General features: G+C 71.8%; 26 protein-coding genes. 16 read left to right on the top strand and 10 right to left on the bottom strand.

Going from position 1 to position 25570, the window contains the following annotated elements:
* Positions 1-29: 29 nt before the first annotated feature.
* From OHT51_RS17455 to OHT51_RS17445, 3 genes are all read right to left on the bottom strand, one after another.
* A complete protein-coding gene (locus OHT51_RS17455) occupies positions 30-1259 on the bottom strand; it encodes an FAD-dependent monooxygenase (protein WP_328879883.1) in 1230 nt (409 codons plus the stop codon).
* A complete protein-coding gene (locus tag OHT51_RS17450; protein WP_328879882.1) occupies positions 1234-2670 on the bottom strand; it encodes an NAD(P)H-hydrate dehydratase in 1437 nt (478 codons plus the stop codon). The genes OHT51_RS17455 and OHT51_RS17450 overlap by 26 nt, the downstream gene beginning before the upstream one ends.
* A gap of 112 nt (positions 2671-2782) precedes the next feature.
* Positions 2783-3154, bottom strand: a complete 372-nt coding sequence (locus OHT51_RS17445; RefSeq protein ID WP_328879881.1) for a holo-ACP synthase — start codon at positions 3152-3154, stop codon at positions 2783-2785.
* Positions 3155-3269: 115 nt separating this feature from the next.
* On the opposite strand from OHT51_RS17445, the gene OHT51_RS17440 reads away from it, so the two are divergent.
* The 5 genes from OHT51_RS17440 to OHT51_RS17420 all read left to right on the top strand — a co-directional run bounded on the left by OHT51_RS17440 (position 3270) and on the right by OHT51_RS17420 (position 7661).
* A complete protein-coding gene (locus tag OHT51_RS17440; protein ID WP_328879880.1) occupies positions 3270-4154 on the top strand; it encodes a L,D-transpeptidase family protein in 885 nt (294 codons plus the stop codon).
* An 83-nt stretch (positions 4155-4237) separates the two neighbouring features.
* Positions 4238-5404, top strand: coding sequence for an alanine racemase (gene alr / locus OHT51_RS17435; protein WP_328879879.1), 1167 nt, complete (start codon positions 4238-4240; stop codon positions 5402-5404).
* 167 nt (positions 5405-5571) lie between these two features.
* On the top strand, positions 5572-6813 hold the full coding sequence (locus tag OHT51_RS17430; RefSeq protein WP_328879878.1) for an alpha/beta fold hydrolase: 1242 nt from the start codon (positions 5572-5574) through the stop codon (positions 6811-6813).
* Positions 6779-7291 carry a tRNA (adenosine(37)-N6)-threonylcarbamoyltransferase complex ATPase subunit type 1 TsaE gene (gene tsaE, locus OHT51_RS17425; protein WP_328879877.1) on the top strand — a complete coding sequence of 171 codons (513 nt, stop codon included), beginning with the start codon at positions 6779-6781 and terminating at the stop codon, positions 7289-7291. Before OHT51_RS17430 ends, tsaE begins: the two co-directional genes overlap by 35 nt.
* Positions 7292-7472: 181 nt before the next feature.
* Positions 7473-7661 (top strand): hypothetical protein, encoded by a 189-nt coding sequence (locus OHT51_RS17420; protein ID WP_328879876.1) that lies wholly within the window; start codon positions 7473-7475, stop codon positions 7659-7661.
* Between the two features lie 22 nt (positions 7662-7683).
* On the opposite strand, the gene OHT51_RS17415 is transcribed toward OHT51_RS17420, so the two are convergent.
* The gene (locus OHT51_RS17415; protein ID WP_328879875.1) at positions 7684-8238 is read right to left on the bottom strand and encodes a hypothetical protein; all 555 of its coding nucleotides are present in this window, start codon (positions 8236-8238) and stop codon (positions 7684-7686) included.
* Positions 8239-8349: 111 nt separating this feature from the next.
* Here OHT51_RS17415 and tsaB point away from each other — a divergent pair, with 111 nt between their 5' ends.
* Genes tsaB through OHT51_RS17395 form a run of 4 tightly spaced genes read left to right on the top strand, consistent with a single transcriptional unit; the run spans position 8350 to position 10898 of the window.
* Positions 8350-9006 carry a tRNA (adenosine(37)-N6)-threonylcarbamoyltransferase complex dimerization subunit type 1 TsaB gene (tsaB, locus tag OHT51_RS17410; RefSeq protein ID WP_328879874.1) on the top strand — a complete coding sequence of 219 codons (657 nt, stop codon included), beginning with the start codon at positions 8350-8352 and terminating at the stop codon, positions 9004-9006.
* The gene (gene rimI, locus OHT51_RS17405; RefSeq protein ID WP_384187058.1) at positions 9003-9533 is read left to right on the top strand and encodes a ribosomal protein S18-alanine N-acetyltransferase; all 531 of its coding nucleotides are present in this window, start codon (positions 9003-9005) and stop codon (positions 9531-9533) included. The genes tsaB and rimI overlap by 4 nt, the downstream gene beginning before the upstream one ends.
* A complete protein-coding gene (gene tsaD / locus OHT51_RS17400) occupies positions 9526-10632 on the top strand; it encodes a tRNA (adenosine(37)-N6)-threonylcarbamoyltransferase complex transferase subunit TsaD (RefSeq protein ID WP_328879873.1) in 1107 nt (368 codons plus the stop codon). Before rimI ends, tsaD begins: the two co-directional genes overlap by 8 nt.
* Entirely contained in the window at positions 10629-10898 is a 270-nt protein-coding gene (locus tag OHT51_RS17395) for a hypothetical protein (protein WP_328879872.1), read from the top strand. Before tsaD ends, OHT51_RS17395 begins: the two co-directional genes overlap by 4 nt.
* Before the next feature lie 30 nt (positions 10899-10928).
* Here OHT51_RS17395 and OHT51_RS17390 read toward each other — a convergent pair whose 3' ends face one another.
* Positions 10929-13256, bottom strand: coding sequence for a glycoside hydrolase family 3 N-terminal domain-containing protein (locus OHT51_RS17390; protein ID WP_328879871.1), 2328 nt, complete (start codon positions 13254-13256; stop codon positions 10929-10931).
* Between the two features lie 167 nt (positions 13257-13423).
* Here OHT51_RS17390 and OHT51_RS17385 point away from each other — a divergent pair, with 167 nt between their 5' ends.
* Both OHT51_RS17385 and OHT51_RS17380 read left to right on the top strand, forming a co-directional pair.
* Positions 13424-14509: a LacI family DNA-binding transcriptional regulator gene (locus OHT51_RS17385; protein ID WP_328879870.1), complete on the top strand. Its 1086-nt coding sequence runs from the start codon at positions 13424-13426 to the stop codon at positions 14507-14509.
* Between the two features lie 137 nt (positions 14510-14646).
* Positions 14647-15717 (top strand): LCP family protein, encoded by a 1071-nt coding sequence (locus tag OHT51_RS17380; RefSeq protein ID WP_443052716.1) that lies wholly within the window; start codon positions 14647-14649, stop codon positions 15715-15717.
* Positions 15718-15926: 209 nt separating this feature from the next.
* Here the strand turns inward: OHT51_RS17380 and OHT51_RS17375 are convergent, their stop codons facing one another.
* Positions 15927-17096 carry a THUMP-like domain-containing protein gene (locus OHT51_RS17375; protein WP_328879868.1) on the bottom strand — a complete coding sequence of 390 codons (1170 nt, stop codon included), beginning with the start codon at positions 17094-17096 and terminating at the stop codon, positions 15927-15929.
* Positions 17097-17217: 121 nt separating this feature from the next.
* On the opposite strand from OHT51_RS17375, the gene OHT51_RS17370 reads away from it, so the two are divergent.
* From OHT51_RS17370 to groL, 4 genes are all read left to right on the top strand, one after another.
* Positions 17218-18225 (top strand): polysaccharide deacetylase family protein, encoded by a 1008-nt coding sequence (locus tag OHT51_RS17370; RefSeq protein ID WP_328879867.1) that lies wholly within the window; start codon positions 17218-17220, stop codon positions 18223-18225.
* A 50-nt stretch (positions 18226-18275) separates the two neighbouring features.
* Positions 18276-19064 carry a polysaccharide deacetylase family protein gene (locus OHT51_RS17365; RefSeq protein ID WP_328884354.1) on the top strand — a complete coding sequence of 263 codons (789 nt, stop codon included), beginning with the start codon at positions 18276-18278 and terminating at the stop codon, positions 19062-19064.
* A 371-nt stretch (positions 19065-19435) separates the two neighbouring features.
* Entirely contained in the window at positions 19436-19744 is a 309-nt protein-coding gene (groES, locus tag OHT51_RS17360) for a co-chaperone GroES (RefSeq protein ID WP_003998759.1), read from the top strand.
* Positions 19745-19862: 118 nt separating this feature from the next.
* Positions 19863-21488, top strand: coding sequence for a chaperonin GroEL (groL, locus tag OHT51_RS17355; protein ID WP_328879866.1), 1626 nt, complete (start codon positions 19863-19865; stop codon positions 21486-21488).
* Positions 21489-21589: 101 nt separating this feature from the next.
* Here groL and OHT51_RS17350 read toward each other — a convergent pair whose 3' ends face one another.
* The 3 genes from OHT51_RS17350 to OHT51_RS17340 all read right to left on the bottom strand — a co-directional run bounded on the left by OHT51_RS17350 (position 21590) and on the right by OHT51_RS17340 (position 23911).
* Positions 21590-22282 (bottom strand): ester cyclase, encoded by a 693-nt coding sequence (locus tag OHT51_RS17350; RefSeq protein ID WP_328879865.1) that lies wholly within the window; start codon positions 22280-22282, stop codon positions 21590-21592.
* Between the two features lie 89 nt (positions 22283-22371).
* Positions 22372-23145 (bottom strand): SDR family NAD(P)-dependent oxidoreductase, encoded by a 774-nt coding sequence (locus tag OHT51_RS17345; RefSeq protein WP_328879864.1) that lies wholly within the window; start codon positions 23143-23145, stop codon positions 22372-22374.
* Between the two features lie 97 nt (positions 23146-23242).
* Positions 23243-23911 carry an MOSC domain-containing protein gene (locus OHT51_RS17340; protein WP_328879863.1) on the bottom strand — a complete coding sequence of 223 codons (669 nt, stop codon included), beginning with the start codon at positions 23909-23911 and terminating at the stop codon, positions 23243-23245.
* 80 nt (positions 23912-23991) lie between these two features.
* Between OHT51_RS17340 and OHT51_RS17335 the strand changes: the two genes are divergently transcribed.
* Positions 23992-24897, top strand: a complete 906-nt coding sequence (locus tag OHT51_RS17335) for a LysR family transcriptional regulator (protein ID WP_328879862.1) — start codon at positions 23992-23994, stop codon at positions 24895-24897.
* A 52-nt stretch (positions 24898-24949) separates the two neighbouring features.
* Here OHT51_RS17335 and OHT51_RS17330 read toward each other — a convergent pair whose 3' ends face one another.
* Entirely contained in the window at positions 24950-25279 is a 330-nt protein-coding gene (locus tag OHT51_RS17330; RefSeq protein WP_328879861.1) for a WhiB family transcriptional regulator, read from the bottom strand.
* Positions 25280-25570: the final 291 nt, after the last annotated feature.

The following is a 25570-nucleotide window of genomic DNA, read 5'->3' as shown; positions in this document are numbered from 1 at the left end:
AGGGGGGCGGCTTTGGGCCGGCGGGCCGTTCAGCTGTCCGGCTCGTCGTCCCGGCCGTCCGCCCGCCACGCCGCCGCCTGCAGCATGAACCTGTTCTCGGCTGCGTGTGCCGCCATGCGGGCGTTTCTCGACCTGGCCTCCGGGCCGTCCGGTAAGTGGAAGTCTCTGCCTGCCTGGGTCGAGGCGGACTGTGTGGCGGTGGCGGTCGGCAGGCGGCGGGCGGTGTAGCGGGCGAGTGCGGCGGGGACTTCGGTGGGCGTCGCGTCCGCGAGGGCGTCGGTCAGGGCGGACGCGTCCAGGATTGCCTGAGCCGCCCCTTGCGCCTGGAACGGGACCATCGCGTGGGCGCTGTCGCCGAGGAGGGCCACCCGGCCGACGTTCCAGCGGGTGAGCGGCGTGCGGGTGTGGATGCCGTAGCGGAGCACCCGGCCCGCGCGTTCGAGGATCGTCAGGACCCGGGCGTCCCAGCCCGCGAACTCGCGTAGCTGCTCGCCGGGTTGTGCCTGAGCGGTCCATGACTCCTGCGTCGGCTCCTGCGTGCTGAAGACGGCCACGACGTTGAGGAGTTCACCGCGGCGCACCCAGTAGTGGACGAAGTGGCGGTCCGGGCCGAGCCAGACGGCGAGTGGGGCAAGGCCCAGGTCGGCCACCTCGGCGGACGGGAGGAGGGCCCGGTAGGCGGTGGTTCCCGAGAACACCGCCTCGTCCTTGCCGAAGAGCCACTGGCGGGCGGCGGAGCGGATGCCGTCCGCGGCCACCACCAGGTCCGCGTGCAGGCGCTCGCCGGCCGCCGTCGTGATGCGGGCGGAGTCGTCGTCCTGGGTGATGTCCACGACTGTCGTGTTCAGGCGCACCGACCCCGGTGGCACCGCGGCGACCAGGGCACCGTGCAGATCGGCGCGGTGCAGCAGCAAGTACGGTGCCCCGAACTCCTCCTCGACCTCGCGGCCCGTCGCGTAACGGCAGATCTCCGACCCGTCGGACCAGCTGCGGAAGCTCAGGTGAGAGGGGCGGGAGGCCGGCGCGGCGACCGCGTCGAGGACGTCCAGCCGGCGCAGCACCCGCGTGGCGTTGGGCGCGAGCTGGATTCCGGCACCGACCTCGGTGAAGCGGGCCGCCTGCTCGACGAGCGTGACGTCCCAACCTGCCCGGCGCAGGCTCAGTGTCGCGGCCAGCCCTCCGATGCCCGCCCCGACGACGATCGCCGTTCGCCGCCGTCCTGACGCGGTCCCCTCAACTCCGTACGTCCCGCCAGGCATCCGGAATCCCCTCAGCCACGTCATGCGCCCCGACCGGCGCCCCGTCCGCCGCGAACCTCGCCGACAGGCCGTGGAGATACGCCGCCGCGCTCGCAGCGTCCAACGCGGGGAGCCCCGTCGCCAGCAGTGATCCCGCCAGACCGGACAGCACATCCCCGCTGCCGGCCGTGGCCAGCCATGACGTTCCCGTCGGGTTCACCCGGACCGGGCCGGTGCCCCCGGCGTCCGCCACCAGCGTCGTCGACCCCTTCAGCAGCACCGTCGCCGCATACCGCCCCGCCAACTCCCGTACCGAAGCCAGCCGAGCCCCCTCGACCTGCTCCCGGGAGACACCCAGCAGCGCCGCCGCCTCCCCGGCGTGCGGGGTCATCAGGGTCGGTGCCGTACGGCCCCGTACCGCATCCGCGTCCGCCAGCCGCAGCCCGTCGGCGTCGAGGAGCACCGGCACGTCCGTCGCCAGGACCTCCGCCACCGTCGCCGCGTCGTCCCCGGCGCCGGGGCCGACGACCCAGGACTGCACCCGCCCGGCCTTCTTCGGGCCCCGGTCCGACACCAGCGTCTCGGGAAACCGGGCGATCACCGCGTCCCCGGCCGGACCGACGTACCGTACGGCCCCCGCCCCGCCCCGCAGCGCCCCCGCCACCGCCAGTACGGCCGCACCCGGATAGCGCGCCGAGCCGGCCGCGATGCCCACCACTCCTCGCCGGTACTTGTCCGTCTCCGCCGCAGGCGACGGCAACAGCAGGTCCACGTCCGCGTGTTGCAGCGCCTCCAGCTCCACCGCGTCGTTCGGCAGTGCCAGGCCGATGTCGACCAGGCGCACCACGCCGGCGTAGTCGCGCGCCGGATCGATCAGCAGGCCTGGCTTGTGCGTGCCGAACGTGACGGTGAGGTCGGCCCGCAGCGCCGTGCCGCTCACCTCGCCCGTGTCCGCGTCCACGCCGCTCGGCAGGTCCACGGCGACCACCGCGGCCCGGGACCGCTGGGCGGCGGCGGCCAGCGGGGCCGCCTGAGGACGCAGCCCGCCCTTGCCGCCGATCCCGACGATTCCGTCCACGACCAGGTCCGCGCGCTCGATCAACTCCTCGGCGGCATCGACACCGGTCGCCCGGCCGCCGGCCCGCCGCAGCGCCGCGAGGCCCCCGGCGTGCGCCCGCTCGGGAGTCAGCAGCACCGCCGTAACTCCCGCTCCGCGCCTGGCCAGTCGGGCCCCGGCATACAGGGCGTCGCCGCCGTTGTCGCCGCTGCCGACCAGCAGCACGACCCGGCTGCCGTACACCCGGCCCAGCAGATCCGCGCAGGCCACGGCCAGTCCGGCCGCCGCCCGCTGCATCAGCGCACCGTCCGGAAGCCGTGCCATCAGCTCCCGTTCGGCCGCCCTTACCGTCTCCACGCTGTACGCAGTCCGCATACGACCGAGTCTTCCGTACGCGGCGCGGCCCGTCGCATCCATGGACGCATTGGTGTGCCTTCGGCCGGCCCCGGCCGGCCGGGCGTGAGGCGCGGCGGGAGGCGGGCGGTGCTCAGCCCTCCGCCACCACCACCGCCGACGCCACTCCGGCGTCATGGCTCAGCGACACATGCCAGGACCGCACGCCCAGTTCGGCCGCCCGTGCCGCGACCGTCCCCGTCACCCGCAACCGCGGCCGGCCGCTGTCCTCGACGTAGACCTCGGCGTCCGTCCAGAGCAGGCCCGCCGGTGCGCCCAGCGCCTTGGCGAGGGCCTCCTTCGCCGCGAAGCGGGCCGCGAGCGAGGCGACGCCCCGGCGTTCACCGCTCGGCAGCAGCAACTCGCCCTCTACGAACAGGCGTTCGGCCAGTCCGGGTGTGCGTTCCAGTGCCGCGGCGAACCTGTCGATCTCGGCCACGTCGATGCCGACCCCGATGATGCTCATGCCGAGCAGCCTACGGTCGGTCGCCCGTTCCCAAGCCCGGCCTCCCGCGCCTCGTTAGGGTGACCCAGCCGCGCGGCGCCTCCCGCCGGGCAGGCCCTCACGCTTCTCTGAGCGCATGATCAGCGGACGTATCGCAAGCCGGAGCATCGCTGTGTTGCTCGCCGGCGCCACCCTGCTGCCCGTCGGCAGCGCCTCGGCCGACCCCGAACCCCCGGCCTCCGGGCCGGAGGCCGAACTCGTGCCGGGCGTACCCCACCTGCTCCAGCTCTGGCCGACCGACACGCCCGACCAGGCACTGCCCCCGGAGGTGTACACGCCCACCCCCGAGGAGAACGCCGTCGAGCCGAAGGACGCGCCCGACGAGACGAACGACCTCGTGGAGTACATCCCTCCGATGGACGCCCTCGAGGGCGTGAAGTGCAGCCAGGAGACGGGACCGCATCAGCGGCAGGTCGAGCGGTGGCTGAAGCGGGAGGTGGACGGGGAGCAGTCGCCCGCCGACTGCCGGGCCATCCGCGCCTTCCAGATCAAGAACAAGATCAAGCCCGCCATCGGGTTCGCCGGACCCGTGACGTGGGCCACCATGCAGCTGGTCGCCGCCCGCAAGAACCCCAATGCCGCCAAGAAGTGCCCGGTACGGACGTACCGGATCGCCTGTGTCGACCTCGACCGGCAGCTGGCCTGGGTGCAGAAGGGCAAGAAGGTCGTGTTCGGGCCCGTGCCCGTCAGGAGCGGGCGCAAGGGGTACGAGACGCGGGTCGGGGCGCACCGCATCTACTGGCGGCACAAGAACCACGTGTCGAGCCTCTACAACAGCCCCATGCCCTACTCCCAGTTCTTCAGCGGCGGCCAGGCCTTCCACGGCGTCTACGGCAACATCTTCACCGCCGTCGGCTCCATGGGCTGCGTCAATCTGCGCCTGGACGAGGCCAGGAAGCTGTGGAGGGTGCTGAAGAACAACGACCAGGTGTACGTGTGGGGGCACCGGCAGGAGGCGTAGCCCGCCGGCGCGGGACAAGTGGCCAGGGGCGCGGGTCCCGGCTCGGCGGCGTTGTCGTACCCCTCTGAGACACTGGGGGCGCCATGACAGAAACAGCAGCCCTGCGGACCGCCCCCCTGCGCGCCCGCGCCGAGATCGATCTGGCCGCCCTGCGGGCCAACGTGCAAGCCCTGCGCGCCCACGCGCCGGGCGCGGCCCTGATGGCCGTCGTGAAGTCGGACGCATACGGCCACGGGGCCGTACGGTGCGCCCGCGAGGCCGTGGCGGCGGGCGCCGGCTGGCTGGGCACGGCCACGCCCGAGGAGGCCCTCGTGCTGCGGGCCGCCGGGGTGACCGGCGTACGGATGATGTGCTGGCTGTGGACACCGGGCGGCCCCTGGCGCGAGGCCATCGAGGCCGACCTGGACGTCTCCGTCAGCGGGATGTGGGCCCTGCGCGAGGTCACCGCCGCCGCCCGGCAGGCCGGCGCACCCGCGCGCGTGCAGCTCAAGGCCGACACCGGGCTCGGACGGGGCGGCTGCCAGCCCGGTGACGACTGGACCGAGCTGGTGCGAGAGGCCCTGCGGGCCGAGGCCGACGGGCTGATCCGGATCACCGGGCTCTGGTCGCACTTCGCCTGCGCCGACGAGCCCGGGCATCCGTCCATCGCCGCCCAGCTCGCCCTCTTCCGCGAGATGGTGGCGTACGCGGAAGCACAGGGCGCGCGGCCCGAGGTGCGGCACATCGCCAACTCGCCCGCCACGCTCACCCTCCCCGAGAGCCACTTCGACCTGGTGCGGACCGGGATCGCCACCTACGGCATCTCGCCCAGCCCCGAGCTGGGCAGCCCCGCCGACTTCGGGCTGCGGCCCGTGATGACCCTCTCGGCGTCCCTCGCACTGGTGAAACACGTCCCGGGCGGTCACGGCGTCAGCTACGGCCATCACTACGTCACCCCGGGCGAGACCACCCTCGGCCTCGTCCCCCTCGGCTACGCCGACGGCATCCCGCGGCACGCCTCCGGCGCCGGGCCCGTCCTGGTCGGCGGCAAGTGGCGGACGGTGGCGGGGCGGATCGCGATGGACCAGTTCGTCGTCGACCTGGGTGGGGACGAGCCGACGGCGGGCGCGCAAGCAGTGCTGTTCGGGCCCGGTGACCGCGGTGAACCCACCGCCGAGGACTGGGCGCAGGCCGCGGGGACCATCGCCTACGAAATCGTCACGCGGATCGGAACGCGCGTTCCACGCGTCTATAGGAATGCGTCCATGTGATGCGTCTTCGTGATGCGGCTATGTGACGCGGGCAATGTGATGCGTCCATCCGAATGCGGTTATGTGAATGAGGAACGAGGCGGGTAACCCGTAGCGGTACACCCGCAACACTCGGCACCCACGTCACAACGACACACGGGGCACGACCCAGCGAAGAGGAGCGGTACGTGAGCGAGAGCAGCGCGGAGGCCGTCGCGGCCGTCGCCTCCGCCACGGGGGCGGCCGCGAACTGGCGCAGGGCGACCGGGTTCGCCGGCGCCGCGATAGGCGTGATCGCGGCCGGCGCTGCCGCCGGCGTCGCCATAGAGCGGATGACCGTGGGCCGCGGCATGCGCCAGAAGGCACGGCTCGCCCTCGACTCGGCGGGACCGTACGGCTCGCTGCGCGGCATGCCCGGCAAGGCGTACGCCGACGACGGCACCGAGCTGTACTACGAGGTCGACGACGTCGACCCCGAGGCCGCACCCGCCCTCACCCCGCGCCGGCGACGGCTCTTCGGGCGCAAGGCACCCGCCCCCGTCACCGTCGTCTTCAGCCATGGCTACTGCCTCAGCCAGGACTCCTGGCACTTCCAGCGCGCCGCGCTCAGGGGCGTCGTGCGCACCGTGCACTGGGACCAGCGCAGCCACGGCCGGTCCGGGCGCGGCGTCGCCCAGACGGAGGAGGGCAAGCACGTCGACATCGAGCAGCTGGGGCGCGACCTCAAGGCCGTCATCGACGCGGCCGCGCCCGAGGGGCCGCTCGTGCTGGTCGGACACTCCATGGGCGGGATGACGGTCATGGCGCTGGCCGACCAGTTCCCGGAGCTGATCCGGGACCGGGTCGTCGCCACCGCCTTCGTGGGCACGTCCTCCGGGCGGCTCGGCGAGGTCAACTTCGGGTTGCCCGTCGCCGGAGTGAATGCGGTCCGCCGGATCCTGCCGGGCGTGCTCAAGGCGCTGGGGCAGCGGGCCGAGCTGGTGGAGAAGGGGCGCCGCGCCACGGCCGAACTGTTCGCCGGGATCATCAAGCGGTACTCGTTCTCGTCCAGGGACGTCGACCCGGCCGTCGCCCGGTTCGCCGAGCGGATGATCGAGGGGACGCCGATCGACGTGGTCGCGGAGTTCTACCCGGCTTTCGCCGACCACGACAAGACCGAGGCGCTCGGGCTCTTCACGGAGATGCCGGTGCTGGTCCTGGCCGGCGTGGGCGACCTCGTCACGCCCAGCGAGCACAGCGAGGCGATCGCCGACCTGCTGCCGGACGCCGAACTGGTCCTCGTGCCGGACGCCGGGCACCTGGTGATGCTGGAGCACCCGGAAGTGGTCACCGACCGTATGGCCGACCTGCTCACCCGCGCGGGTGCCGTGCCCGCAGGGGCTACCGTAAGTGGCTATGGAAGCACCAGCAGCACCGCACAACGCGGGTGACCTCGACCTGACCGTCACTTCTCCCGAGCAGATGCGGGAGCTGGGACGGCGGCTCGCCAAACTGCTGCGCGCCGGTGATCTCGTGATGCTCAGCGGGGAGCTCGGCGCAGGCAAGACGACGCTGACCCGGGGGCTCGGCGAGGGGCTGGGGGTCAGGGGCGCGGTCACGTCCCCGACCTTCGTGATCGCCCGCGTCCATCCCTCCCTCGGCGAGGGCCCGCCGCTCGTCCACGTCGACGCCTACCGGCTGTCCGGCGGCCTGGACGACATGCAGGACCTCGACCTCGACGTCTCACTGCCCGAGTCGGTGATCGTCGTGGAGTGGGGCGAGGGCAAGGTCGAGGAGCTGACCGACGAACGGCTGCAGCTCGTGATCCACCGGGCCGTCGGCGACACGACGGACGAGGTACGGCACGTCACGGTGACGGGGCTGGGCGAGCGCTGGGCTCAGGTGGATCTGAGCGTGCTGTCGGCCTGAGCGTGCCGCGGGTCTGAGCGTGCCGTGGGCCTCAGTGGGACCGGGGCCGCTCGGGCCTGATGAACATTCCGACAAGACGTCGGCAAGATATTGCGTTTGCGGTCTTGTGCGTGGTCACATGGTATCCAGTCCGTGGTTAGGTCTACCTAACCACGTCCGCCCCCGGCCCCAGGAGGCGTCCATGTCGGCATCCGAGAACAAGGCGCAGAGCGAGGCGCGGCCATGGCCGTCCGTGCCGGTCGCCGGGGTGTCCATGCGCGATCTGCTGGCGGCCGGTGCCGCTGCGAACGTGATCTCCACCCCGCCGCGTCTCCCCGACCCGGAGACGGCCCGCGAGCGGGCCGGGCACGGGCACCGCGACGCCGCTTAGCCGATCACGGCTACGGGCGGGGCTAGCGGATCACGACAACCGTTCGGCCGATCGTCGCGAAGTCCCACATCGCGTTGCCGTCGGCCCGGGACTCGCGGATGCCGCCCGTCTTCAGCGTCGGGGCGGGCTGCGGTGTCGGGCTGTCGACGAGGGTGCTGAAGCCGATCGTGACGTCGTCCACGCTGGCGAAGCGGACGACGTGCTGCACGGGGAGGCCGTCGGTGCCGGTGACCGCGTTGGAGCGGGAGGTGACGGTGTAGGTGCCCGGAGCCGGGTCGACCGATCCGGGGGTCACGCGGAACGTGCGCTTGACCTTCTCCGCCGCGTCGACCAGCCACACCCGGTCGTCGTCCACGGAGTACACGACCCGTTGCCCCGCACCGGATCCGGCGGGCAGCGCCCGGGGGTCCTTCCCGTCGCGCGGCGCCTTGGAGGTACTCACCCCGGGCATGCTGTCGGCGACCGGTCTGCCCAGGTCGGCCGGGACGTTCGAGTAGGCCTGGAAGGCGAGGAAGCCGACGGTCGTGAGGGCAGCCGCGGTCAGCCCCGCCACGATTGAGGAGCTGCTGCCTGCCACTCGCCACCTCAGCGTTCGCTTCGTACCCGGTGATCGATCCCGACCGTAGCAGTCGTCAAGCGGCCGACCGGGACGGCGCTTCCCGGGGCGCGGGCGCCGTAGGCTGTTTGCGTGCTCTTGCTCGCTCTGGATACCGCCACCCCCGCCATCACCGTCGCGCTGCACGACGGTACGGACGTCATCGCCTCGTCGAGCCAGGTGGACGCGCGCCGACACGGTGAGCTGCTGCTGCCGGCCGTCGACCGGGTCCTCGCCGAGGCCGGTGTGAAGCTCGACGCCGTCACCGGTGTCGTCGTAGGCATCGGACCCGGCCCGTACACCGGGCTGCGCGTCGGCCTGATGACCGCCGACACCTTCGGGCTCGTCCTCGGCGTCCCCGTGCACGGTGTGTGCACGCTGGACGGCCTCGCGTACGCCGCCGACATCGAGAAGGGCCCCTTCGTCGTCGCGACGGACGCCCGGCGCAAGGAGGTCTACTGGGCGCGGTACGCCGACTCCCGCACGCGGCTGACCGACCCGGCCGTGGACCGTCCCGCCGACATCGCCGACCAGGTCGCCGGGCTGCCCGCCGTCGGTGCGGGCGCGCTGCTGTACCCCGACACGTTCCCCAGCACCCACGAGCCCGAGCATGTGTCGGCGGCGGCCCTCGCGGCGCTGGCCGCCGAGAGGCTGGCGGCGGGCGAGGAACTTCCCGCTCCCCGGCCGCTGTACCTGCGCCGGCCCGACGCCCAGGTCCCCAAGAACTACAAGGTGGTCACCCCCAAGTGACCGAACCCGTGACGCCAACTCCCGCCGCTGCCGCCGGCTCCGCGATGCGCGAGATGCGCTGGTGGGACATCGACGCCGTACTGGGCCTGGAGAAGGAGCTGTTCCCCGAGGACGCCTGGTCCCGGGGCATGTTCTGGTCCGAGCTGGCCCACTCGCGCGGGCCCGGGGCGACACGGCGTTACGTCGTCGCCGAGAACGGCGAACGGCTCGTCGGATACGCCGGTCTCGCCTCCGCCGGAGAACTGGCCGACGTCCAGACCATCGCCGTCGCCCGCGACCACTGGGGGACGGGGCTCGGCGGCCGTCTCCTCACGGAACTGCTGCGGGCCGCGAGCGACTTCGAGTGCGCCGAAGTGATGCTGGAGTGCCGCGTGGACAACGTCCGCGCGCAGAAGCTCTACGAGCGCTACGGCTTCGAGGCCATCGGCTTCAGGCGCGGCTACTACCAGCCGGGGAACGTGGACGCCCTGGTGATGAAACTGACCGACCCTGCAAACTCCGTACAAGGAACCGAGATCAATGGCTGACTCGCGGGACGAACCCCTAGTACTCGGCATCGAGACCTCCTGCGACGAGACCGGCGTCGGCATCGTCCGCGGTACCACCCTGCTCGCCGACGCCATCGCCTCCAGCGTCGACGAGCACGCCCGCTTCGGCGGCGTCGTGCCGGAGGTCGCCTCCCGGGCGCACCTGGAGGCGATGGTCCCGACCATCGACCGCGCGTTGAAGGAGGCGGGCGTGAGCGCCCGTGACCTGGACGGCATTGCGGTGACGGCCGGTCCGGGCCTGGCGGGCGCGCTGCTGGTCGGCGTATCGGCGGCGAAGGCGTACGCCTACGCGCTGGGCAAGCCGCTCTACGGCGTCAACCACCTCGCCTCCCACATCTGCGTGGACCAGCTGGAGCACGGGGCGCTGCCGGAGCCGACGATGGCGCTGCTGGTGAGCGGCGGCCATTCGTCGCTCCTGCTGTCGTCGGACATCACCTCCGACGTCCGCCCGATGGGCGCCACGATCGACGACGCGGCGGGTGAGGCCTTCGACAAGATCGCCCGTGTGCTGAACCTGGGCTTCCCGGGCGGCCCGGTCATCGACCGGTACGCGCGCGAGGGCGACCCGGAGGCGATCGCGTTCCCGCGCGGTCTGACCGGGCCGCGCGATGCGGCGTACGACTTCTCCTTCTCCGGCCTCAAGACGGCGGTGGCCCGCTGGATCGAGGCCAAGCGGGCGGCGGGCGAGGAGGTGCCGGTGCGCGACGTCGCGGCCTCCTTCCAGGAGGCGGTCGTCGACGTGCTGACCCGCAAGGCCGTCCGCGCCTGCAAGGACGAGGGCGTCGACCACCTGATGATCGGCGGCGGCGTCGCGGCCAACTCCCGCCTGCGGGCCCTCGCCCAGGAGCGCTGCGAGCGGGCCGGCCTCCGGCTGCGGGTGCCCCGGCCGAAGCTGTGCACGGACAACGGGGCGATGGTGGCGGCCCTGGGTGCGGAGATGGTGGCCCGAAACCGGCCGGCGTCCAGCTGGGACCTGTCGGCGGACTCCTCTCTGCCGGTGACGGACCCTCATGTGCCGGGCACCGGCCACTCTCACGACCATGTGCACGAGGTCAGCAAGGAGAACCTGTACTCGTGACGGTCGCCCTGATGTGGGAGGCGCGAGCGGTTGCGGGGCGGGGCGAGGAACTGCTCGCGTGGGCCCGTGCGCAGGAGTGGGTTGTACGGCCGCTGCGCCGGGAGGTCTTTCGGGCGGAGGACGATCGAGTGCTCGTCATCACGTGGTGGGACGCGGCGTACGACGCGGAGCTTCCCGAACTGCCTGAACCGGATGGGGAGTTGGTGACCCGGGCGGTGCACCGGTGGCGGTTCGAGTCGGTGGACACCTTGCCCGGCCCGGTGTGAGTCCGGCGGGGGTCCGGCGCCGCGCCCGCGTCACCCCGGTCCCGACACCTCCGCCTCGCACCGCAGCCGCCGCCCCGCCCCGGGCTCCCGTACAGGCCCGGTCAGGTGTACTCGCGCCGTATGCCGTACGTCCGCGCTCGACGCGGCCAACCGCAGTTCCAGAACCCCCGGTTCGACGATCCGGCGCCCCGAACGGTCCGTGAAGGACGACAGGTCCGCGTGGAAGCGGAAGGTCACCCGGCTCGCCTCACCCACCCCCAGCTCGACGCGCTGGTAGCCGATCAGCCGCACATCCGGCCGAGTCACCGACGCCACCGGATCGTGCAGATACAGCTGGACCACCTCCGCGCCCGCCCGGTCGCCGGTGTTGCGGACCGTCACCGACACCTCGTGGGAACCGTCCGTGCCGATCTCCGCCACGTCGTCCCCGCCCGTCAAGTCGCCCCATGTGAACGACGTGTACGACCCCCCGTGCCCGAACGCGTACAGCGGCGTCGGATCCAGATTGCTCACCTCTCCCGCCAGCCCCAACGGCGGCTGGAGGTAGGTCCACGGCTGCCCGCCCGGCACCCGCGGCACGCTCACCGGCAACCGTCCCGACGGATTCACCCGCCCCGACAGCACCCCCGCCACCGCCGGCCCGCCCTCCTCCCCGGGGAAGAACGCCTGGACGACCGCCGCCAGCCGCCCCTGCCAACGCCCCAGCGCATAAGGGCGGCCCGTCAGCAGGACCAGCACCACCGGGACGCCCGTCGCCACCAGCGCGTCCAGCAGCCCGCCCTGCGCCCCCGGCAGTCGCAGGTCCGTCGCATCGCAGCCCTCGCCGGACGTGCCCCGCCCGAACAGGCCGGCCCGGTCGCCCAGCACCGCCAGGCAGACGTCCGCCTCCGACGCCCGCGCCACCGCCTCCTCGAAGCCCGCCGTGTCCGGGTCGGAGACCCCGCACCCCTGCGCGAACGTCACTTTGGCGGCGGGGAGTTCGGCGCGCAGGGCCGCAAGGACGGTCGGGATCTCGATGCCCATCGGCACCTCGGGGTGGTGCGTGAGGACGTGGGACGGGAAGGAGTAGCAGCCCAGCATCGCCAGCGCGTCGGCCGCGCGAGGGCCCACGACCGCGATACGGGCGTCGGGGGAGAGGGGAAGAGCGCCGTCCGGGTTGTCCAGGAGTACCACCGACTCCTCGGCCACGCGCCGGGCCAGGGCGCGGTTCCCCGGTGAGTCCAGCTCCAGGCGCGCCGACGTCGGCTCCGGCGTCCAGTCCTCGTCCAGCAGGCCCAACTCGCACTTCTGGAGCAGGACGCGACGGGCCGCCCGGTCCACCAGTTCCTCCGGGATCCCGCCCGACCGGACGGCCTCCAGAAGGGGTTTCCCGTAGCACTTCACGGTGGGCAGTTCCACGTCGATGCCCGCTGCCAGCGCCGCGTGCGCCGCCTCCGCCGCACTGCCCGCCACCCGGTGCAACGTCTCCAGGAAACCGATGCCGAAGTAGTCGGCGACCACCGTGCCCGTGAAACCCCATTGCTCGCGGAGCAGTTCGGTCAGCAAGGCCGGGTCCGCCGACGCCGGCACCCCGTCCGTCTCGTTGTAGGCCGCCATCACCGACCGCGCGCCGCCCTCGCGCAGCGCCATCTCGAAGGGCGGGAGTGTCACGTCCGCGAACTCGCGGATGCCCGCCCGTACGGGTGCGAGGTTGCGGGCCCCCGCCGAGGACGCGTACCCGGCGAAGTGCTTGAGCGTCGCGATCACGCCGGCCGACTCCAGGCCCCGGACGTAGGCCGTGCCGATCGTGCCGGTCAGGTACGGGTCCTCGCCGATGGTCTCCTCGACGCGGCCCCAGCGCGGATCGCGTACGACGTCCAGGACGGGTGCCAGCCCCTGGTGGACGCCGGCCGAGCGCAGGTCCTGGCCGATGCGGGTGGCCATCTCCTCGATGAGCGGGGGATCGAAGGTGGCTCCCCAGGCGAGCGGTACGGGGTAGGCCGTGGCCTGCCAGGCCGTGAAGCCCGCGAGGCACTCCTCGTGGGCCACCGCCGGGATGCCGAAGCGGCCCGCCTCGGCGATACGGCGCTGGGCGCGGGCCAGTGCCTGCGCGGCCGGCGCCGGGTCCACGGGGGCGGTGCCGAAGGAGCGGGTGAGCTGGCCGAGGCCGTGGGTGATCAGGTCGGCCCAGTCGTAGTCGGCGGTCATGTCGTGCTGGTGCGGGGCGACTCCCTCGGTCCGAGCCTCGCCGTCCGTGGCGGCGCCCACCCACACGCCGTACAGCTGGGCGGTCTTCTCCTCCAGGGTCATCCGGGAGAGAAGGTCGTCGACGCGGGTTGCGGCGGGCAGGGCGGGGTCGCGCCAGGGGGCGGTGGTCATGAAACTCCTGTCCGGGCGGTGGTCATGGAACTCCTGGCCGGGCGGCGGCTGGGAGGTTCTCTCATGAGCCTCGCGCGAATGTTTCGTTGTTCGCCTCGAATGTTCCGGGAACCTAGGCGCGGTGAGAAGGGTTCGTCAAGTGGTCGCGCAGGGATACGATCGCCGCCATGACACCCTCGGAGCCCGCCGAAACCCGGACCACAACGCGTGAAACCCGGACGACACCACCGTCGACCGGCCGGTCCACGCAGACCGCGACGCTCGCCGAGATCGCCCGCGAGGCCGGCGTCTCCGCACCGACAGTTTCGAAGGTCCTCAACGGACGCGCCGACGTCGCCCCGGCCACCCGCACCCGCGTCGAGGAACTCCTGCGCGCCCACGGCTACCGCCGGCGGCGGGCCGAGGCCAGCCGCTCGCCCCTGATCGACCTGGTCTTCCACGAGCTGGAGAGCGCGTGGGCGATGGAGGTCATCCGGGGCGTGGAGAACGTCGCCCGCGATGCGGGACTGAGTGTCGTTCTGAGCGAGAGCGCCGGGCGGCTGACCCCGGGCAGGACATGGGCCGACCAGGTCGCCGCCCGGCGCCCGCACGGCGTGATCCTCGTGCTGTCCGGGCTCGACGAGTCCCAGCGCGCCCTGCTGACCAGCCGTTCGATCCCGTTCGTGGTGATGGACCCGGCGGGCGACCCGGGCGCGGACGTGCCGTCCATCGGGGCGACCAACTGGCAGGGCGGACTTGCCGCCACCCGGCATCTGGTCGAGCTCGGGCACCGCAGGATCGGCGCGATCACCGGGCCGTCCCGCATGATGTGCAGCCGTGCCCGCATCGACGGCTACCGCGCCGCCCTGGAGACGGCCGGGCTCCCGGTCGAGCCGGATCTGATCCGGCCCGGCGACTTCCACCACGAGACCGGCTACCGGCAGGGCCTGGAGCTGCTGCGCCGCCCGGACCGGCCGACCGCCGTGTTCGCCGGCAACGACCTCCAGGCCCTCGGGCTGTACGAGGCCGCGCGGGAGCTGGGGCTGCGGATTCCGGAGGACCTCAGCGTGGTCGGCTTCGACGATCTGCCGATCGCACGCTGGGTGGGGCCGCCGCTGACGACCGTACGGCAGCCGCTCACGGAGATGGCGGAGGCGGCGGCGAAGCTGGTCCTCGACCTCGCGCGCGAGGAGGGGGCGCCGGCGGCGACGCGGGTGGAGCTGGCGACGAGCCTGGTGGTGCGCAGCAGCACGGGGGAGCCGCCGGCGGCTTAGCCCCACCCCGCGTCGAAGTCAGTCGGTTGTTCGACCGAAACTTTCGGAAGCGCCTCGACGGGGCTCCTGGAAGTCTGAGAATTTCCGAAGAAAAGGCGCTCTGCCGCTCCTGCCCGTAATAATTCGGACGTACGTTCCTGGCTGTGACGGGACTTGGGGCGAACGGGCGTGCAGCGGACGGGGACTTCGGCGGACGGGCGGGCCGGCGGGCGACGGCGCTGAAGGCGGCCGGACTCGTCTTCGCGGGCGCCCTGGCGCTGGGCGCGGCTGCCGTGGGTTGGGCCTACTGGCACCTGAACCACAACATCAAGAGCGTCGACATCGACAGCGCCCTCGGCGACGACCGCCCCCTGAGCGGCCGGTCCACACCGGTCCCGTCGGCCTCCGCCTCCGCGCTGCCCACCGGATCCCTGAACATCCTCGTCCTGGGTTCCGACTCGCGCACCGGCGAGGAGAACCGGAAGCTGGGCGGCGGCAGCAGCACCGGCGCCCGCTCGGACACGGCGATGGTGGTGCACATAGACGCCGGCCGCACCGGGGCGACCGTCGTCAGCATCCCGCGCGACACCCTGGTCACCCGCCCGTCCTGCCCGCTGCCGTCGGGCGGTTCGACGGAGGTGGCGTACGGCACGATGTTCAACAGCGCGTACGCGCTCGGCGGCCCCGTCTGCGCGGTCAAGACCGTCGAGTCGCTCACGAACGTCCGCATGGACCACTACATCGAGATCGACTTCTCGGGCTTCGCGAAGCTGGTCGACGCGCTGGGCGGCGTCACCGTCACGACGGACGAGGACATCGACGACGAGGACAGCCACCTGATCCTCGAGGCTGGCACGCATCACCTGGACGGCACCCGGGCGTTGGCCCTCGCCCGCACCCGGCACGGCATAGGCGACGGCAGCGACCTCGGCCGCATAGGCCTGCAACAGAAGCTGGTGACGGCCTTGCTGGACCAGATCTCCGCCACCGACCTCCTCACCGACCCGGCCCGCCTCTACCGGGTCGCCGACGCGGTGACGGGCAGCCTGACGACCGACACGGGCCTGGACTCACTTGGTGAGCTGACGGGCCTGGGGCAGAGCCTGCAGGGGCTGGCGTCGGACACCGTGCGGACCGTGACGATGCCGGTGGTGCCCGCGCCGTCGGACCCCAACCGGGTGGTGGCTCAGGAGCCGGAGGCGGGGGAGCTGTGGGAGTCGTTGCGGTGACGAGAAAAATCTTCGAAGAAATCCGGGGAGCGAGTCGATCCCGGGGTCTCCCGTTCGACGCAGGGGTGAGAGGCCGGGAACAAGGAGTCCACTGCCCCCGCCGACGGCCCGAGCCCGGAGATGATGCAGCGCACCCCGTCGGCGCAGGGCGCCCGCGTGCCCTGGGGCGGCGCTGACGGCTCAAGCGGGCGGCTGCCGACGGGGCCTGACTACGCGGGCCGCCCGACCAGCATCGTCGGCGCCCCCGCCACCCGGGTCAGGAACACGGTCGCCGCGTTCGGCCCCTGAGGCTTGACCTTCTTGCGCAGCTCCTCCGGCTCGACGGCCGACCCGCGCTTCTTCACGGTCAGGATGCCGACCTCGCGCTCCCGCAGCATGGCCTTCAACTTCTTGGCGTTGAAGGGGAGTTGGTCGGTGATCTCGTACGCCGTGGCGTACGGCGTCGGCCGCAGCTCGTCCGCCGTGACGTACGCGATGGTCGCGTCGATCAGTCCGCCGTCCAGCTGCTGGGCCACCTCGGCGACCAGGTGGGCGCGGATGGCGGCGCCGTCCGGCTCGTACAAGTACCGCCCCACCGGCCGGACTCCGGGGTCGGGGAGGCGTCGGGAGAGCAGCGAGCGCGGCCCGGGCAGCAGGGTGGCCCGCACGGCCCCGGGCTCGGTCCCGAACCACAGCACGGCTTCCTTCACGTCGCCGCCGTCCGAGATCCACTCCGCCTCGGCCTCCGCCGGGATCGCCTCGTGCGGGATTCCGGGTGCGATCTTCAGCGCGGCTCGGGGCGCCTTGCGGGCGGTCTCGACGGCCCAGGACAGCGGTGGCGAGTAGGCCTCGGGATCGAAGATCCTCCCGCGGCCGCCCCGTCGGGCGGGGTCGACGAACACGGCGTCGTAGCCGGCGACGTCCACCTCGGTGACATCCGCCTCGCGCACCTCGACCAGGCCGGTGAGGCCCAGGGCCTCCGCATTCTCGCGCGCCGCGGCCGCCGTCACCGGATCGCGGTCCACCGCGAGCACCCGTATCCCGGCCCGCGCCAACGCGATCGCGTCGCCCCCGATCCCGCAGCACAGGTCGGCGACCGAGCCCACCCCCAGCTCCTTCATCCGGTCGGCCCGGTACGCCGCGACACTCGCCCGCGTCGACTGCTCGACGCCGTTCGGTGTGAAGAACATCCGCCCCGCGTCCGCCGCCCCGAATTTCGCCGCCGCCCGCTGCCGCAGCCGGGCCTGTCCGAGCGCCGCCGACACCAGCTCGGCGGGGTGCTCGCGGCGCAGCCGGGTGGCGACGGCGAGTTCGTCGGCGGGGTCGGTGTCGCGTACGGCGTCGAGGAGGGCGCGGCCCTCGGGGGTGAGGAGGGAGAAGAAGGCGGCGAGGTCGGTCACCGGCTCATTGTCCGCCAGCGGGCGCACCGGCCGCTCACTGTGGGCCAGTCGGTGGATGGTCCGTCTCCCGGCGGCGGTGTCGGCCCGGCTTCGGGCCGGGCGCCTGCGAAGATCCCGCACCATGCGACTAGTAGTACAAAATGACAAAAGTAGCCCCAATGGGGCAGCCGTGGGGTGGCGTGGCCGGGCAGCGGGAGGTTCACGCGTCCGCGGCGCAGTCGCCGTGCTCGCCGCCGCCGCCATCGCCGCGGGCTGTGCACCCTCGGGCACAGGCGCATCCGGGCCCGCACATCCCACCCCGAGCCGGCAGCCCCTCAAGGCGCCGCCCCCGGCCACCACCCCGGGCCCGCACGCCGGGAACACCCCCGACACGCACGCCAAGAAGTTCAAGTCGGCGCAGTCCGCCCTCGCCGCCCGAGCCGCCGCCGCGAAACGCTGGGGCCTGTCGAGAATCCCGCTCACGCCCCCGCCCCCACCCGCCACGAAGCCGAGGATCACCACCCGCGAGGGCTTCGAGGTCGACGGACACGAGGCGCTCGGCCTCCCGCCGGTCTTCACGACCGTCCCCACCAAGCAGCGGGTCGTCTTCCTCACCATCGACGACGGCGCCGAGAAGGACCCCGTCTTCCTGCGGATGATGGACGACCTGCAGGTGCCGTACACCGCCTTCCTCAGCGACTACGTGATCAAGGACGACTACGGCTACTTCAAGCGGATGCAGCGCAGTGGCGTCACCCTGAACAACCACACCCTCCACCACCCCTACCTCCCCGCCCTCTCCTACCGCCGTCAGCAGTACGAGATCTGCGGCATGCAGGAGGTCATCGAGGAGCGCTTCGGCAAGCCCGCGCTGCTCTTCCGCCCGCCCTTCGGGAACTACGACAGGGACAGCCTGCGCGCCGCGAAGTCGTGCGGCATCAAGTACGTCCCGCTGTGGAACGAGGAGGTCTTCGTCGACCACTGGGAGTACCGCGAGTGGGACCAGAAGATCCGATCGGGTGACATCGTCCTCACTCACTTCCGGGGCCGCGAGGACTGGAAGGGCACAATGCCCGACATGATCCGCCGGTTCCTGAACAAGGTGACGGCCGAGGGCTACGCGGTGGCCAGGCTGGAGGACTACCTGTGAGGCGGGCGCCGGGGCCGCGGGCCGTGGCGGTCGCGGTCCTGGCTTCCGTCATGCTCGCCGGCTGTGCGCCGTCGGCCGGTCCGGCCGGCCCCGGCGGAGGGAAGCCGGGCGACAGGGCGGCCCACAGCTCACGGCCGACGGACGGCCCGACGCAGACGGCACAGCCGTACCGGCGCTGGGGCCTGACCGCCCCACTCGCCGCGCCACCGCCCCCGCCCGACCGTCGGCTGCGGCTCGGACCGCCCGGCGGCCACCCGCTGCCCGTCGTGCACCGCGCTCCCACCCGCGACAAGGTCGTCTTCCTCACCTACGACGACGGCGCCGAGAAGGACCCGCGCTTCGTCGACATGGTCCGTGAACTACGGCTGCCCGTCAGCATGTTCCTCACCGACAGCGTGGTCGGCCCGGGCTACGGCCACTTCGCGCGCCTGCGCTCGGTGGGCGCGTCGATCCAGAACCACACCCTCGACCACGCCGCCCTGAGCGGTCTGCCGTATGCCGGCCAGCGTGCCGAGATCTGCGGCCAGCAGAACAAGCTCCGCGCCCGCTTCGGCATCCGCCCCCGCCTCTTCCGCCCGCCCTACGGCACGTACGACACCACCACACTCCGTGCCGCGGCCCACTGCGGGGTGATGGCGGTCGTGCTGTGGCGGGCGGCGATGGAGGGCGACGGCGAACTGACGTACGCGCACGGTCCCCGCCGGCTGCGCGCCGGGGACATCGTGTCGGTCCCCTCGGGCGAGCCGGCCGGGCTGACGCTGAGAGAGCGCACGACGAGGCTGCTCCGGGAGATCCAGGGGCGGGGGCTGACGGTGGGCCGGTTGGAGGACTACATCTGAGGGCCCGGCGCCTGGGGATCCCTTCGGCGCCGGGCCAGGCACATTCAGCCCGTCCGGCGTTTGAGGGCGAGGCCGTTCAGGCCGATGGCGGGGGTCTGGGGACGGCAGCCCCCGGGCGGCCACGGCAACACCGGTCACCGGCAGCGCCGCTCACCGCCGGCGCCAGTCACCCGAACGCGGCTCAGCCAGCGCAGCGAATTAGCAGTCCGCTTGACCGAGTGCTAATCGCGGTCATAGTCTCGGGTCTGGCACTCCCCACTGGAGAGTGCCAACTACGCGACGGGCAGGTCCGGCACCCGCGACGACGGATCCACCTGGTCGCCACCTCAGACAGTTAACCCCGTGAGATCTCCGAAGGGGGAGGTCGGATCGTGACGACCACCAGCTCCAAGGTTGCCATCAAGCCGCTCGAGGACCGCATTGTGGTCCAGCCGCTCGACGCCGAGCAGACCACCGCCTCTGGCCTGGTCATCCCGGACACCGCCAAGGAGAAGCCCCAGGAGGGCGTCGTCCTGGCCGTGGGCCCGGGCCGCTTCGAGAACGGCGAGCGCCTGCCGCTCGACGTCAAGACCGGCGACATCGTGCTGTACAGCAAGTACGGCGGCACCGAGGTGAAGTACAACGGCGAGGAGTACCTCGTCCTCTCGGCTCGCGACGTGCTCGCGATCATCGAGAAGTAATTCACTTCAAGCACTTCTGCTTGTGAGCTGCGCCCCGGGCCCCCGCGACCTTATGAAGCCGGGCGTCCGGGGCGCAGTTCGTTTCACCCACGTTTTCCGAGAGGGCTGAACCGCTCCCATGGCGAAGATCCTGAAGTTCGACGAGGACGCCCGTCGCGCCCTCGAGCGCGGCGTCAACAAGCTGGCCGACACCGTCAAGGTGACCATCGGCCCCAAGGGCCGCAACGTCGTCATCGACAAGAAGTTCGGCGCGCCCACCATCACCAACGACGGCGTCACCATCGCCCGTGAGGTCGAGGTCGAGGACCCGTACGAGAACCTCGGTGCCCAGCTGGTGAAGGAGGTGGCGACCAAGACCAACGACATCGCGGGTGACGGTACGACCACCGCCACCGTGCTCGCCCAGGCGCTCGTGCGCGAGGGCCTGAAGAACGTCGCCGCGGGTGCTTCCCCGGCGCTGCTGAAGAAGGGCATCGACGCGGCCGTGGCCGCGGTCTCCGAGGAGCTCCTCGCGACCGCCCGCCCGATCGACGAGAAGTCCGACATCGCCGCCGTCGCGGGTCTGTCCGCCCAGGACACGCAGGTCGGCGAGCTCATCGCCGAGGCGATGGACAAGGTCGGCAAGGACGGTGTCATCACCGTCGAGGAGTCCAACACCTTCGGTCTGGAGCTGGACTTCACCGAGGGCATGGCCTTCGACAAGGGCTACCTGTCGCCGTACTTCGTGACGGACCAGGAGCGCATGGAGGCCGTCCTCGAGGACCCGTACATCCTCATCAACCAGGGCAAGATCTCCTCCATCGCGGACCTGCTGCCGCTGCTGGAGAAGGTCATCCAGGCCGGTGCCTCCAAGCCGCTGCTGATCATCGCCGAGGACGTCGACGGCGAGGCCCTGTCGACCCTGGTCGTCAACAAGATCCGCGGCACCTTCAACGCGGTCGCCGTCAAGGCCCCCGGCTTCGGTGACCGCCGCAAGGCGATGCTGCAGGACCTGGCGGTCCTCACCGGCGCCACGGTCATCTCCGAGGAGGTCGGCCTCAAGCTCGACCAGGTCGGCCTGGAGGTGCTCGGTTCCGCTCGCCGGATCACCGTCACCAAGGACGACACCACGGTCGTCGACGGCGCCGGCAAGTCCGAGGACGTCACGGGCCGCGTCGCCCAGATCAAGGCCGAGATCGAGAACACCGACTCCGACTGGGACCGCGAGAAGCTCCAGGAGCGCCTCGCGAAGCTGGCCGGCGGCGTGTGCGTGATCAAGGTCGGCGCCGCCACCGAGGTGGAGCTGAAGGAGAAGAAGCACCGTCTGGAGGACGCCATCTCCGCGACCCGCGCCGCGGTCGAGGAGGGCATCGTCTCCGGTGGTGGCTCCGCTCTGGTCCACGCCGTGAAGGTCCTCGAGGGCAACCTCGGCAAGACCGGCGACGAGGCCACCGGTGTCGCGGTCGTCCGCAAGGCCGCCGTCGAGCCGCTGCGCTGGATCGCCGAGAACGCCGGCCTCGAGGGCTACGTCATCACCTCCAAGGTCGCCGAGCTCGACAAGGGCCAGGGCTTCAACGCCGCGACCGGCGAGTACGGCGACCTGGTCAAGGCCGGCGTCATCGACCCGGTCAAGGTCACCCGCTCCGCCCTGGAGAACGCCGCCTCCATCGCCTCCCTGCTTCTCACGACCGAGACCCTGGTCGTCGAGAAGAAGGAAGAGGAGGAGCCGGCGGCCGGTGGCCACAGCCACGGGCACTCCCACTGAGCCCAGCAGCTCACGCGCGCTGAGCCCAGCGGCTCATACGCACGCAGAAGGCCCCGGTCCCGCACTCTCGCGCGGGACCGGGGCCTTCCCCTTCGCGGGCTTCACTCGCCGAGTACCCCCAGTTGTTCCAGGAGACCCGCCCGGTCGTAGAGCCAGCGGCTCTCGCAGATCCTGCCGTCCCGGAACCGCTGCCAGGTCATGCCCTGCATGGACACGTCCTGCCCGGTCGGCGGAATCCCCAGGAAGTCGCCCTTGTGCCGCGCGACCAACGTCCACCGGGTGCACACCTGGTCGTCCTGGGCCATCTGGTCGTCGATCCGGAAGGTGAAGTCGAAGGCGCCCCGCCACCCCGCATACACCTCGCGCATGCCGTCGACGCCCTGCACCGGCCGCGGATACGACGGATCGTGATCCACATAGTCGTCCGTGAGGTGCTCGCCGATCCGCTCCGGCGCCATCCTGCCCATGGCCTCGAAGAAGGCCCGCGCGGCCAGGACGTTCAGCTGCTCGTCGCGCACCACGTCCAGATCGGTGAACGTGGGCGGCTCGTCACAGAGCGCCACCATCTCCTGGAAGATCCGGCCGGTCTCGGGCAGATCGGAGTTCCGCATGGCCTCGTCGTACGACGGAAACTCCACGATCTCGATGAAGTGCGACGCGTCGGACCGGTCCTTCCCGATGACGTCGTGCGTCGCCGTCCGCTTCCCCTTGGTCTGCTCGACCCACCTGTCCATCAGCCGGTTCATGTCGTCGAAACGGCTGGTCCTGCAGTCGATGAGCTGTACGAAGGTCATGACGTCGTGGCCTCCCGGTCGTGCTCGGTGGCTGGACAGCACCATTTTCCCACCGCGAGGGCCCGGGCGCCCGGCGCTCCCCAACGCGCCTACTGCGGCCCGTACTTCCGCCCCGTCCGCGAGCTGATCCCCCCGAGCACCCCCCGCGGCACCAGCTTCGCCGCGCCCAGCAGGACCTTGTAGCGAGGGTCCGGAATCGACACCGCCTTGCCCTTCGCCAGATCGTGGAGTGCCGCCGCCACCAGCTTGTCCGCGTCCAGCCACATCCAGCCCGGGATGTTGTCCGTCCCCATCCCGGCCCGCTCGTGGAACTCGGTCCGCACGAACCCGGGGCACAGCGCCATCAGCCGCACGCCGCTCCCGGCCAGATCCCGTGCCGCTCCCTGCGTGAACTGCACGACCCACGCCTTGGAGGCGCCGTATGTGCCGCGCGGTACGAAGGCCGCCACGGAGGCGACGTTCACGACACCGCCCCGCCCCCGCTCACGCATCGTCTCCGACGCCGCCGACGTCAGGCGCAGTACGGCCTCGCAGTGCACCTTGAGCATCTTCAGCTCGTCGGCCATGGAGACGTCGAGATAGCGGCCCTTGTTGCCGAAGCCGGCGTTGTTGATCAGCAGGTCGACCGGGTTCCTGCGGTCGCCGAGGCGGGCGGTGACCGTCTCGATGCCGGTGTCCTCGGCCAGGTCGGCCGTCAGGACCTCCGCCTCGATGCCGTGCCGGTCGTGCAGTTCGGTCGCCTGCTCCCGCAGCCGCTTGGTGTCCCGGGCCACGAGCACCAGGTTGTGTCCGTCGGCGGCCAGCCGCCGTGCGAAGGCCGCGCCGATGCCCGCGGTCGATCCCGTGATGAGAGCCGTTGTCATGGCGCAAGGTTAGTGACCCGGAGTCTGCGCGTCCGCTCTCTGCACAGGGCCTCCCTGTCGGTGAAGCCCTGGCGAACACCCGGCAGGTGAGCCGCGGTCAGACCCCGTGCTGGGACACGTACTTCCGGGCCGTCGCCAACGACTCCGGATGCAGCGCCGCACCGGCCGCCAGCAGCCGCGGCAGCAGCTTCCGCTCCGTCGTGACCGCCCGGAACTGCAGCGCCACCGTCACGTCGTGATCCGGGCGGTGGATGATCTCCATCGCGTCGCCCGCCCCTATCTCACCCGGCTCGATCACCCGGAGATACGCGCCCGGCGCGGCCTTCGCCGTGAACCGCTTCACCCACTGCGTCTCACCCAGATGGCCCTGAAAGGTACGACAGGGAATCCGGCCGCACGTCACCTCCAGCACCACCTCGGGCCCGATCCGCCAGCGCTCGCCGATCAGCGCACCGGAGACGTCCAGGCCGGACGTCGTGAGGTTCTCCCCGAACACGCCGTTCGCCAGCGACCGCCCCAGCTCGCGCTCCCAGTCGTCGAGGTCCTCGCGCGCGACCGCGTACACGGCCTGGTCGTCGCCGCCGTGGTGCCGCTTCTCGCACACGGCGTCCCCGGCCAGCCCGCTCCCCCCGACGCCCTTCGGCCCGGGCGCCGCCACCCGGACCGGCCCCGCCGCCGGCTGTTTGTCGATGCCGGTCACGCCGTCGGCGTGATCCGTGTACGGCACCGCCTTCGCGCGGCCCAGATTCACAGACAGAAGCTTCATGACGGCACGGTAGGCGACGTAGGTCCAAAGTGTCGACGCATTATTCGGCACGTACTCCAAGGTTCGCTTATGCTCGATTCGTGCTCGAAGCCCGTCACCTCCGCGTCCTGCGCGCCGTCGCCGCCACCGGTTCCTTCTCCGCGGCGGGGCGTGAACTGGGCTGCACCCAGCCCGCCGTCAGCCAGCAGATGAAGGCCCTGGAGGCCTCCGTCGGCACGCCCCTGCTGATCCGCACCGGACGCGAGATGCGGCTGACCCAGGCCGGCGAGGCGCTGGTGCGGCACGCCGCCGGGATCCTGGCGGGACTCACCGCCGCGGAGGAGGAGGTCGCCGCCATCGCCGGGCTGCGGGCCGGCCGGGTGCGGCTCGTCTCCTTCCCCAGCGGCAGCTCCACCCTCGTCCCGACCGCCCTCGCCGCCCTGCGCGCCGCGCACCCCGGCACCCGCGTCTCCCTGGAGGAGGCCGAGCCGCCGAAGTCCGTCGAGCTGTTGCGCGAGGGCGACTGCGACGTGGCCCTCGCCTTCCGCTACGAGGGCGCGGCCCAGGAAGGGGAGTGGGACGACCTCGTCGTACGCCCGCTGCTGACGGACCGTCTCGTGGGCCTCGTACCCGAACGGCACCGGCTCGCGCGCACCGCGTCCGCAGGACCGGTCGCCATCGGGGAGCTCGCGGCCGAGCCCTGGATCGCCGGATGCCCGCGCTGCCGGGGGCAGTTGATCGAGGTGTGCGAGAGCGCCGGCTTCACGCCCCGCATCGACTTCGCCACCGACGACTATCCCGCGGTCGTGGGCCTGGTCGGCGCCGGTCTGGGCGTGGCCGTCCTGCCCCAGCTCGCCGTGGAGTCCGTACGGCCGCGGGGGGCGCGCATGGTGACGCTGGAACCGGCGGTCCGGCGGGAGATCGTCGCGCTCACCCTGCCCGACCTGGCGCAGGTGCCGGCCGTCGCGGCGACGCTGGAACAGCTGGCGCGGGCCGCCGCCCGCTAGCGACGAGAAGAAGGGCACGCATGCGCGTGCCCTTAGGTGGAGAAACGTTCCTTCAGTGATGCGAGCCGGCCTCCCCGCCGGTCGTCGAGGCCGACACCAGCCGGTTGCGCGCCCGCCCCATGAGCTCCTCGCGCTCGTCCTCGGTCAAGCCGCCCCAGACGCCGTACGGTTCCCGCACCGCCAGCGCGTGCGCCGCGCACTGCGCGCGCACCGGGCACCTCATGCAGACCTCCTTGGCCGAGTTCTCTCGAGCGCTCCGAGCCGCACCGCGCTCGCCCTCCGGGTGAAAGAAGAGCGAACTGTCCACCCCGCGACATGCAGCCAGCAGCTGCCAGTCCCACAGGTCCGCGTTCGGTCCGGGAAGGCGGGAGAAATCTGCCATTGCGTGACCCCTTGTAGCCGTTCTGGGCGGATACGGTGTCTACGACCGTACATCTACGATCTAAGAAGATGAAAATATGACTCATTGCGAATCTAGCCCCAAACGCCGTGAAACGGGAAGAAAAAGGGCTGAATGGGGCATGGGTTGTGATGAAACATTGAGGGTCCGTCGTGCATGTCTGCCCCGTGTCCGCCCCCTCACGTAGAGTGCCGAAGACGGCACATGCCCCCGTAACTCTTTCGAGTGACCGTCGTTGAGAGGGCGGAGGCGGTTGAAGGAACAAGCGCTCGG

The sequence above is a fragment of the Streptomyces sp. NBC_00299 genome (assembly GCF_036173045.1).
Taxonomy (GTDB): Bacteria; Actinomycetota; Actinomycetes; order Streptomycetales; family Streptomycetaceae; genus Streptomyces; species Streptomyces machairae.
This window is presented reverse-complemented; position numbering and strand designations above follow the sequence as displayed.

What these genes read in the sequence shown, in the direction of transcription:
- OHT51_RS17455 (WP_328879883.1), bottom strand. Translation starts at nt 1,259, where the DNA reads ATGCCTGGCGGGACGTACGGAGTTGAGGGGACCGCGTCAGGACGGCGG.
- OHT51_RS17450 (WP_328879882.1), bottom strand. Translation starts at nt 2,670, where the DNA reads ATGCGGACTGCGTACAGCGTGGAGACGGTAAGGGCGGCCGAACGGGAG.
- OHT51_RS17445 (WP_328879881.1), bottom strand. Translation starts at nt 3,154, where the DNA reads ATGAGCATCATCGGGGTCGGCATCGACGTGGCCGAGATCGACAGGTTC.
- OHT51_RS17440 (WP_328879880.1), top strand. Translation starts at nt 3,270, where the DNA reads ATGATCAGCGGACGTATCGCAAGCCGGAGCATCGCTGTGTTGCTCGCC.
- alr (WP_328879879.1), top strand. Translation starts at nt 4,238, where the DNA reads ATGACAGAAACAGCAGCCCTGCGGACCGCCCCCCTGCGCGCCCGCGCC.
- tsaE (WP_328879877.1), top strand. Translation starts at nt 6,779, where the DNA reads ATGGAAGCACCAGCAGCACCGCACAACGCGGGTGACCTCGACCTGACC.
- OHT51_RS17420 (WP_328879876.1), top strand. Translation starts at nt 7,473, where the DNA reads ATGTCGGCATCCGAGAACAAGGCGCAGAGCGAGGCGCGGCCATGGCCG.
- tsaD (WP_328879873.1), top strand. Translation starts at nt 9,526, where the DNA reads ATGGCTGACTCGCGGGACGAACCCCTAGTACTCGGCATCGAGACCTCC.
- OHT51_RS17390 (WP_328879871.1), bottom strand. Translation starts at nt 13,256, where the DNA reads ATGACCACCGCCCCCTGGCGCGACCCCGCCCTGCCCGCCGCAACCCGC.
- OHT51_RS17385 (WP_328879870.1), top strand. Translation starts at nt 13,424, where the DNA reads ATGACACCCTCGGAGCCCGCCGAAACCCGGACCACAACGCGTGAAACC.
- OHT51_RS17370 (WP_328879867.1), top strand. Translation starts at nt 17,218, where the DNA reads ATGCGACTAGTAGTACAAAATGACAAAAGTAGCCCCAATGGGGCAGCC.
- OHT51_RS17365 (WP_328884354.1), top strand. Translation starts at nt 18,276, where the DNA reads ATGCTCGCCGGCTGTGCGCCGTCGGCCGGTCCGGCCGGCCCCGGCGGA.
- groL (WP_328879866.1), top strand. Translation starts at nt 19,863, where the DNA reads ATGGCGAAGATCCTGAAGTTCGACGAGGACGCCCGTCGCGCCCTCGAG.
- OHT51_RS17350 (WP_328879865.1), bottom strand. Translation starts at nt 22,282, where the DNA reads ATGACCTTCGTACAGCTCATCGACTGCAGGACCAGCCGTTTCGACGAC.
- OHT51_RS17345 (WP_328879864.1), bottom strand. Translation starts at nt 23,145, where the DNA reads ATGACAACGGCTCTCATCACGGGATCGACCGCGGGCATCGGCGCGGCC.
- OHT51_RS17340 (WP_328879863.1), bottom strand. Translation starts at nt 23,911, where the DNA reads ATGAAGCTTCTGTCTGTGAATCTGGGCCGCGCGAAGGCGGTGCCGTAC.
- OHT51_RS17330 (WP_328879861.1), bottom strand. Translation starts at nt 25,279, where the DNA reads ATGGCAGATTTCTCCCGCCTTCCCGGACCGAACGCGGACCTGTGGGAC.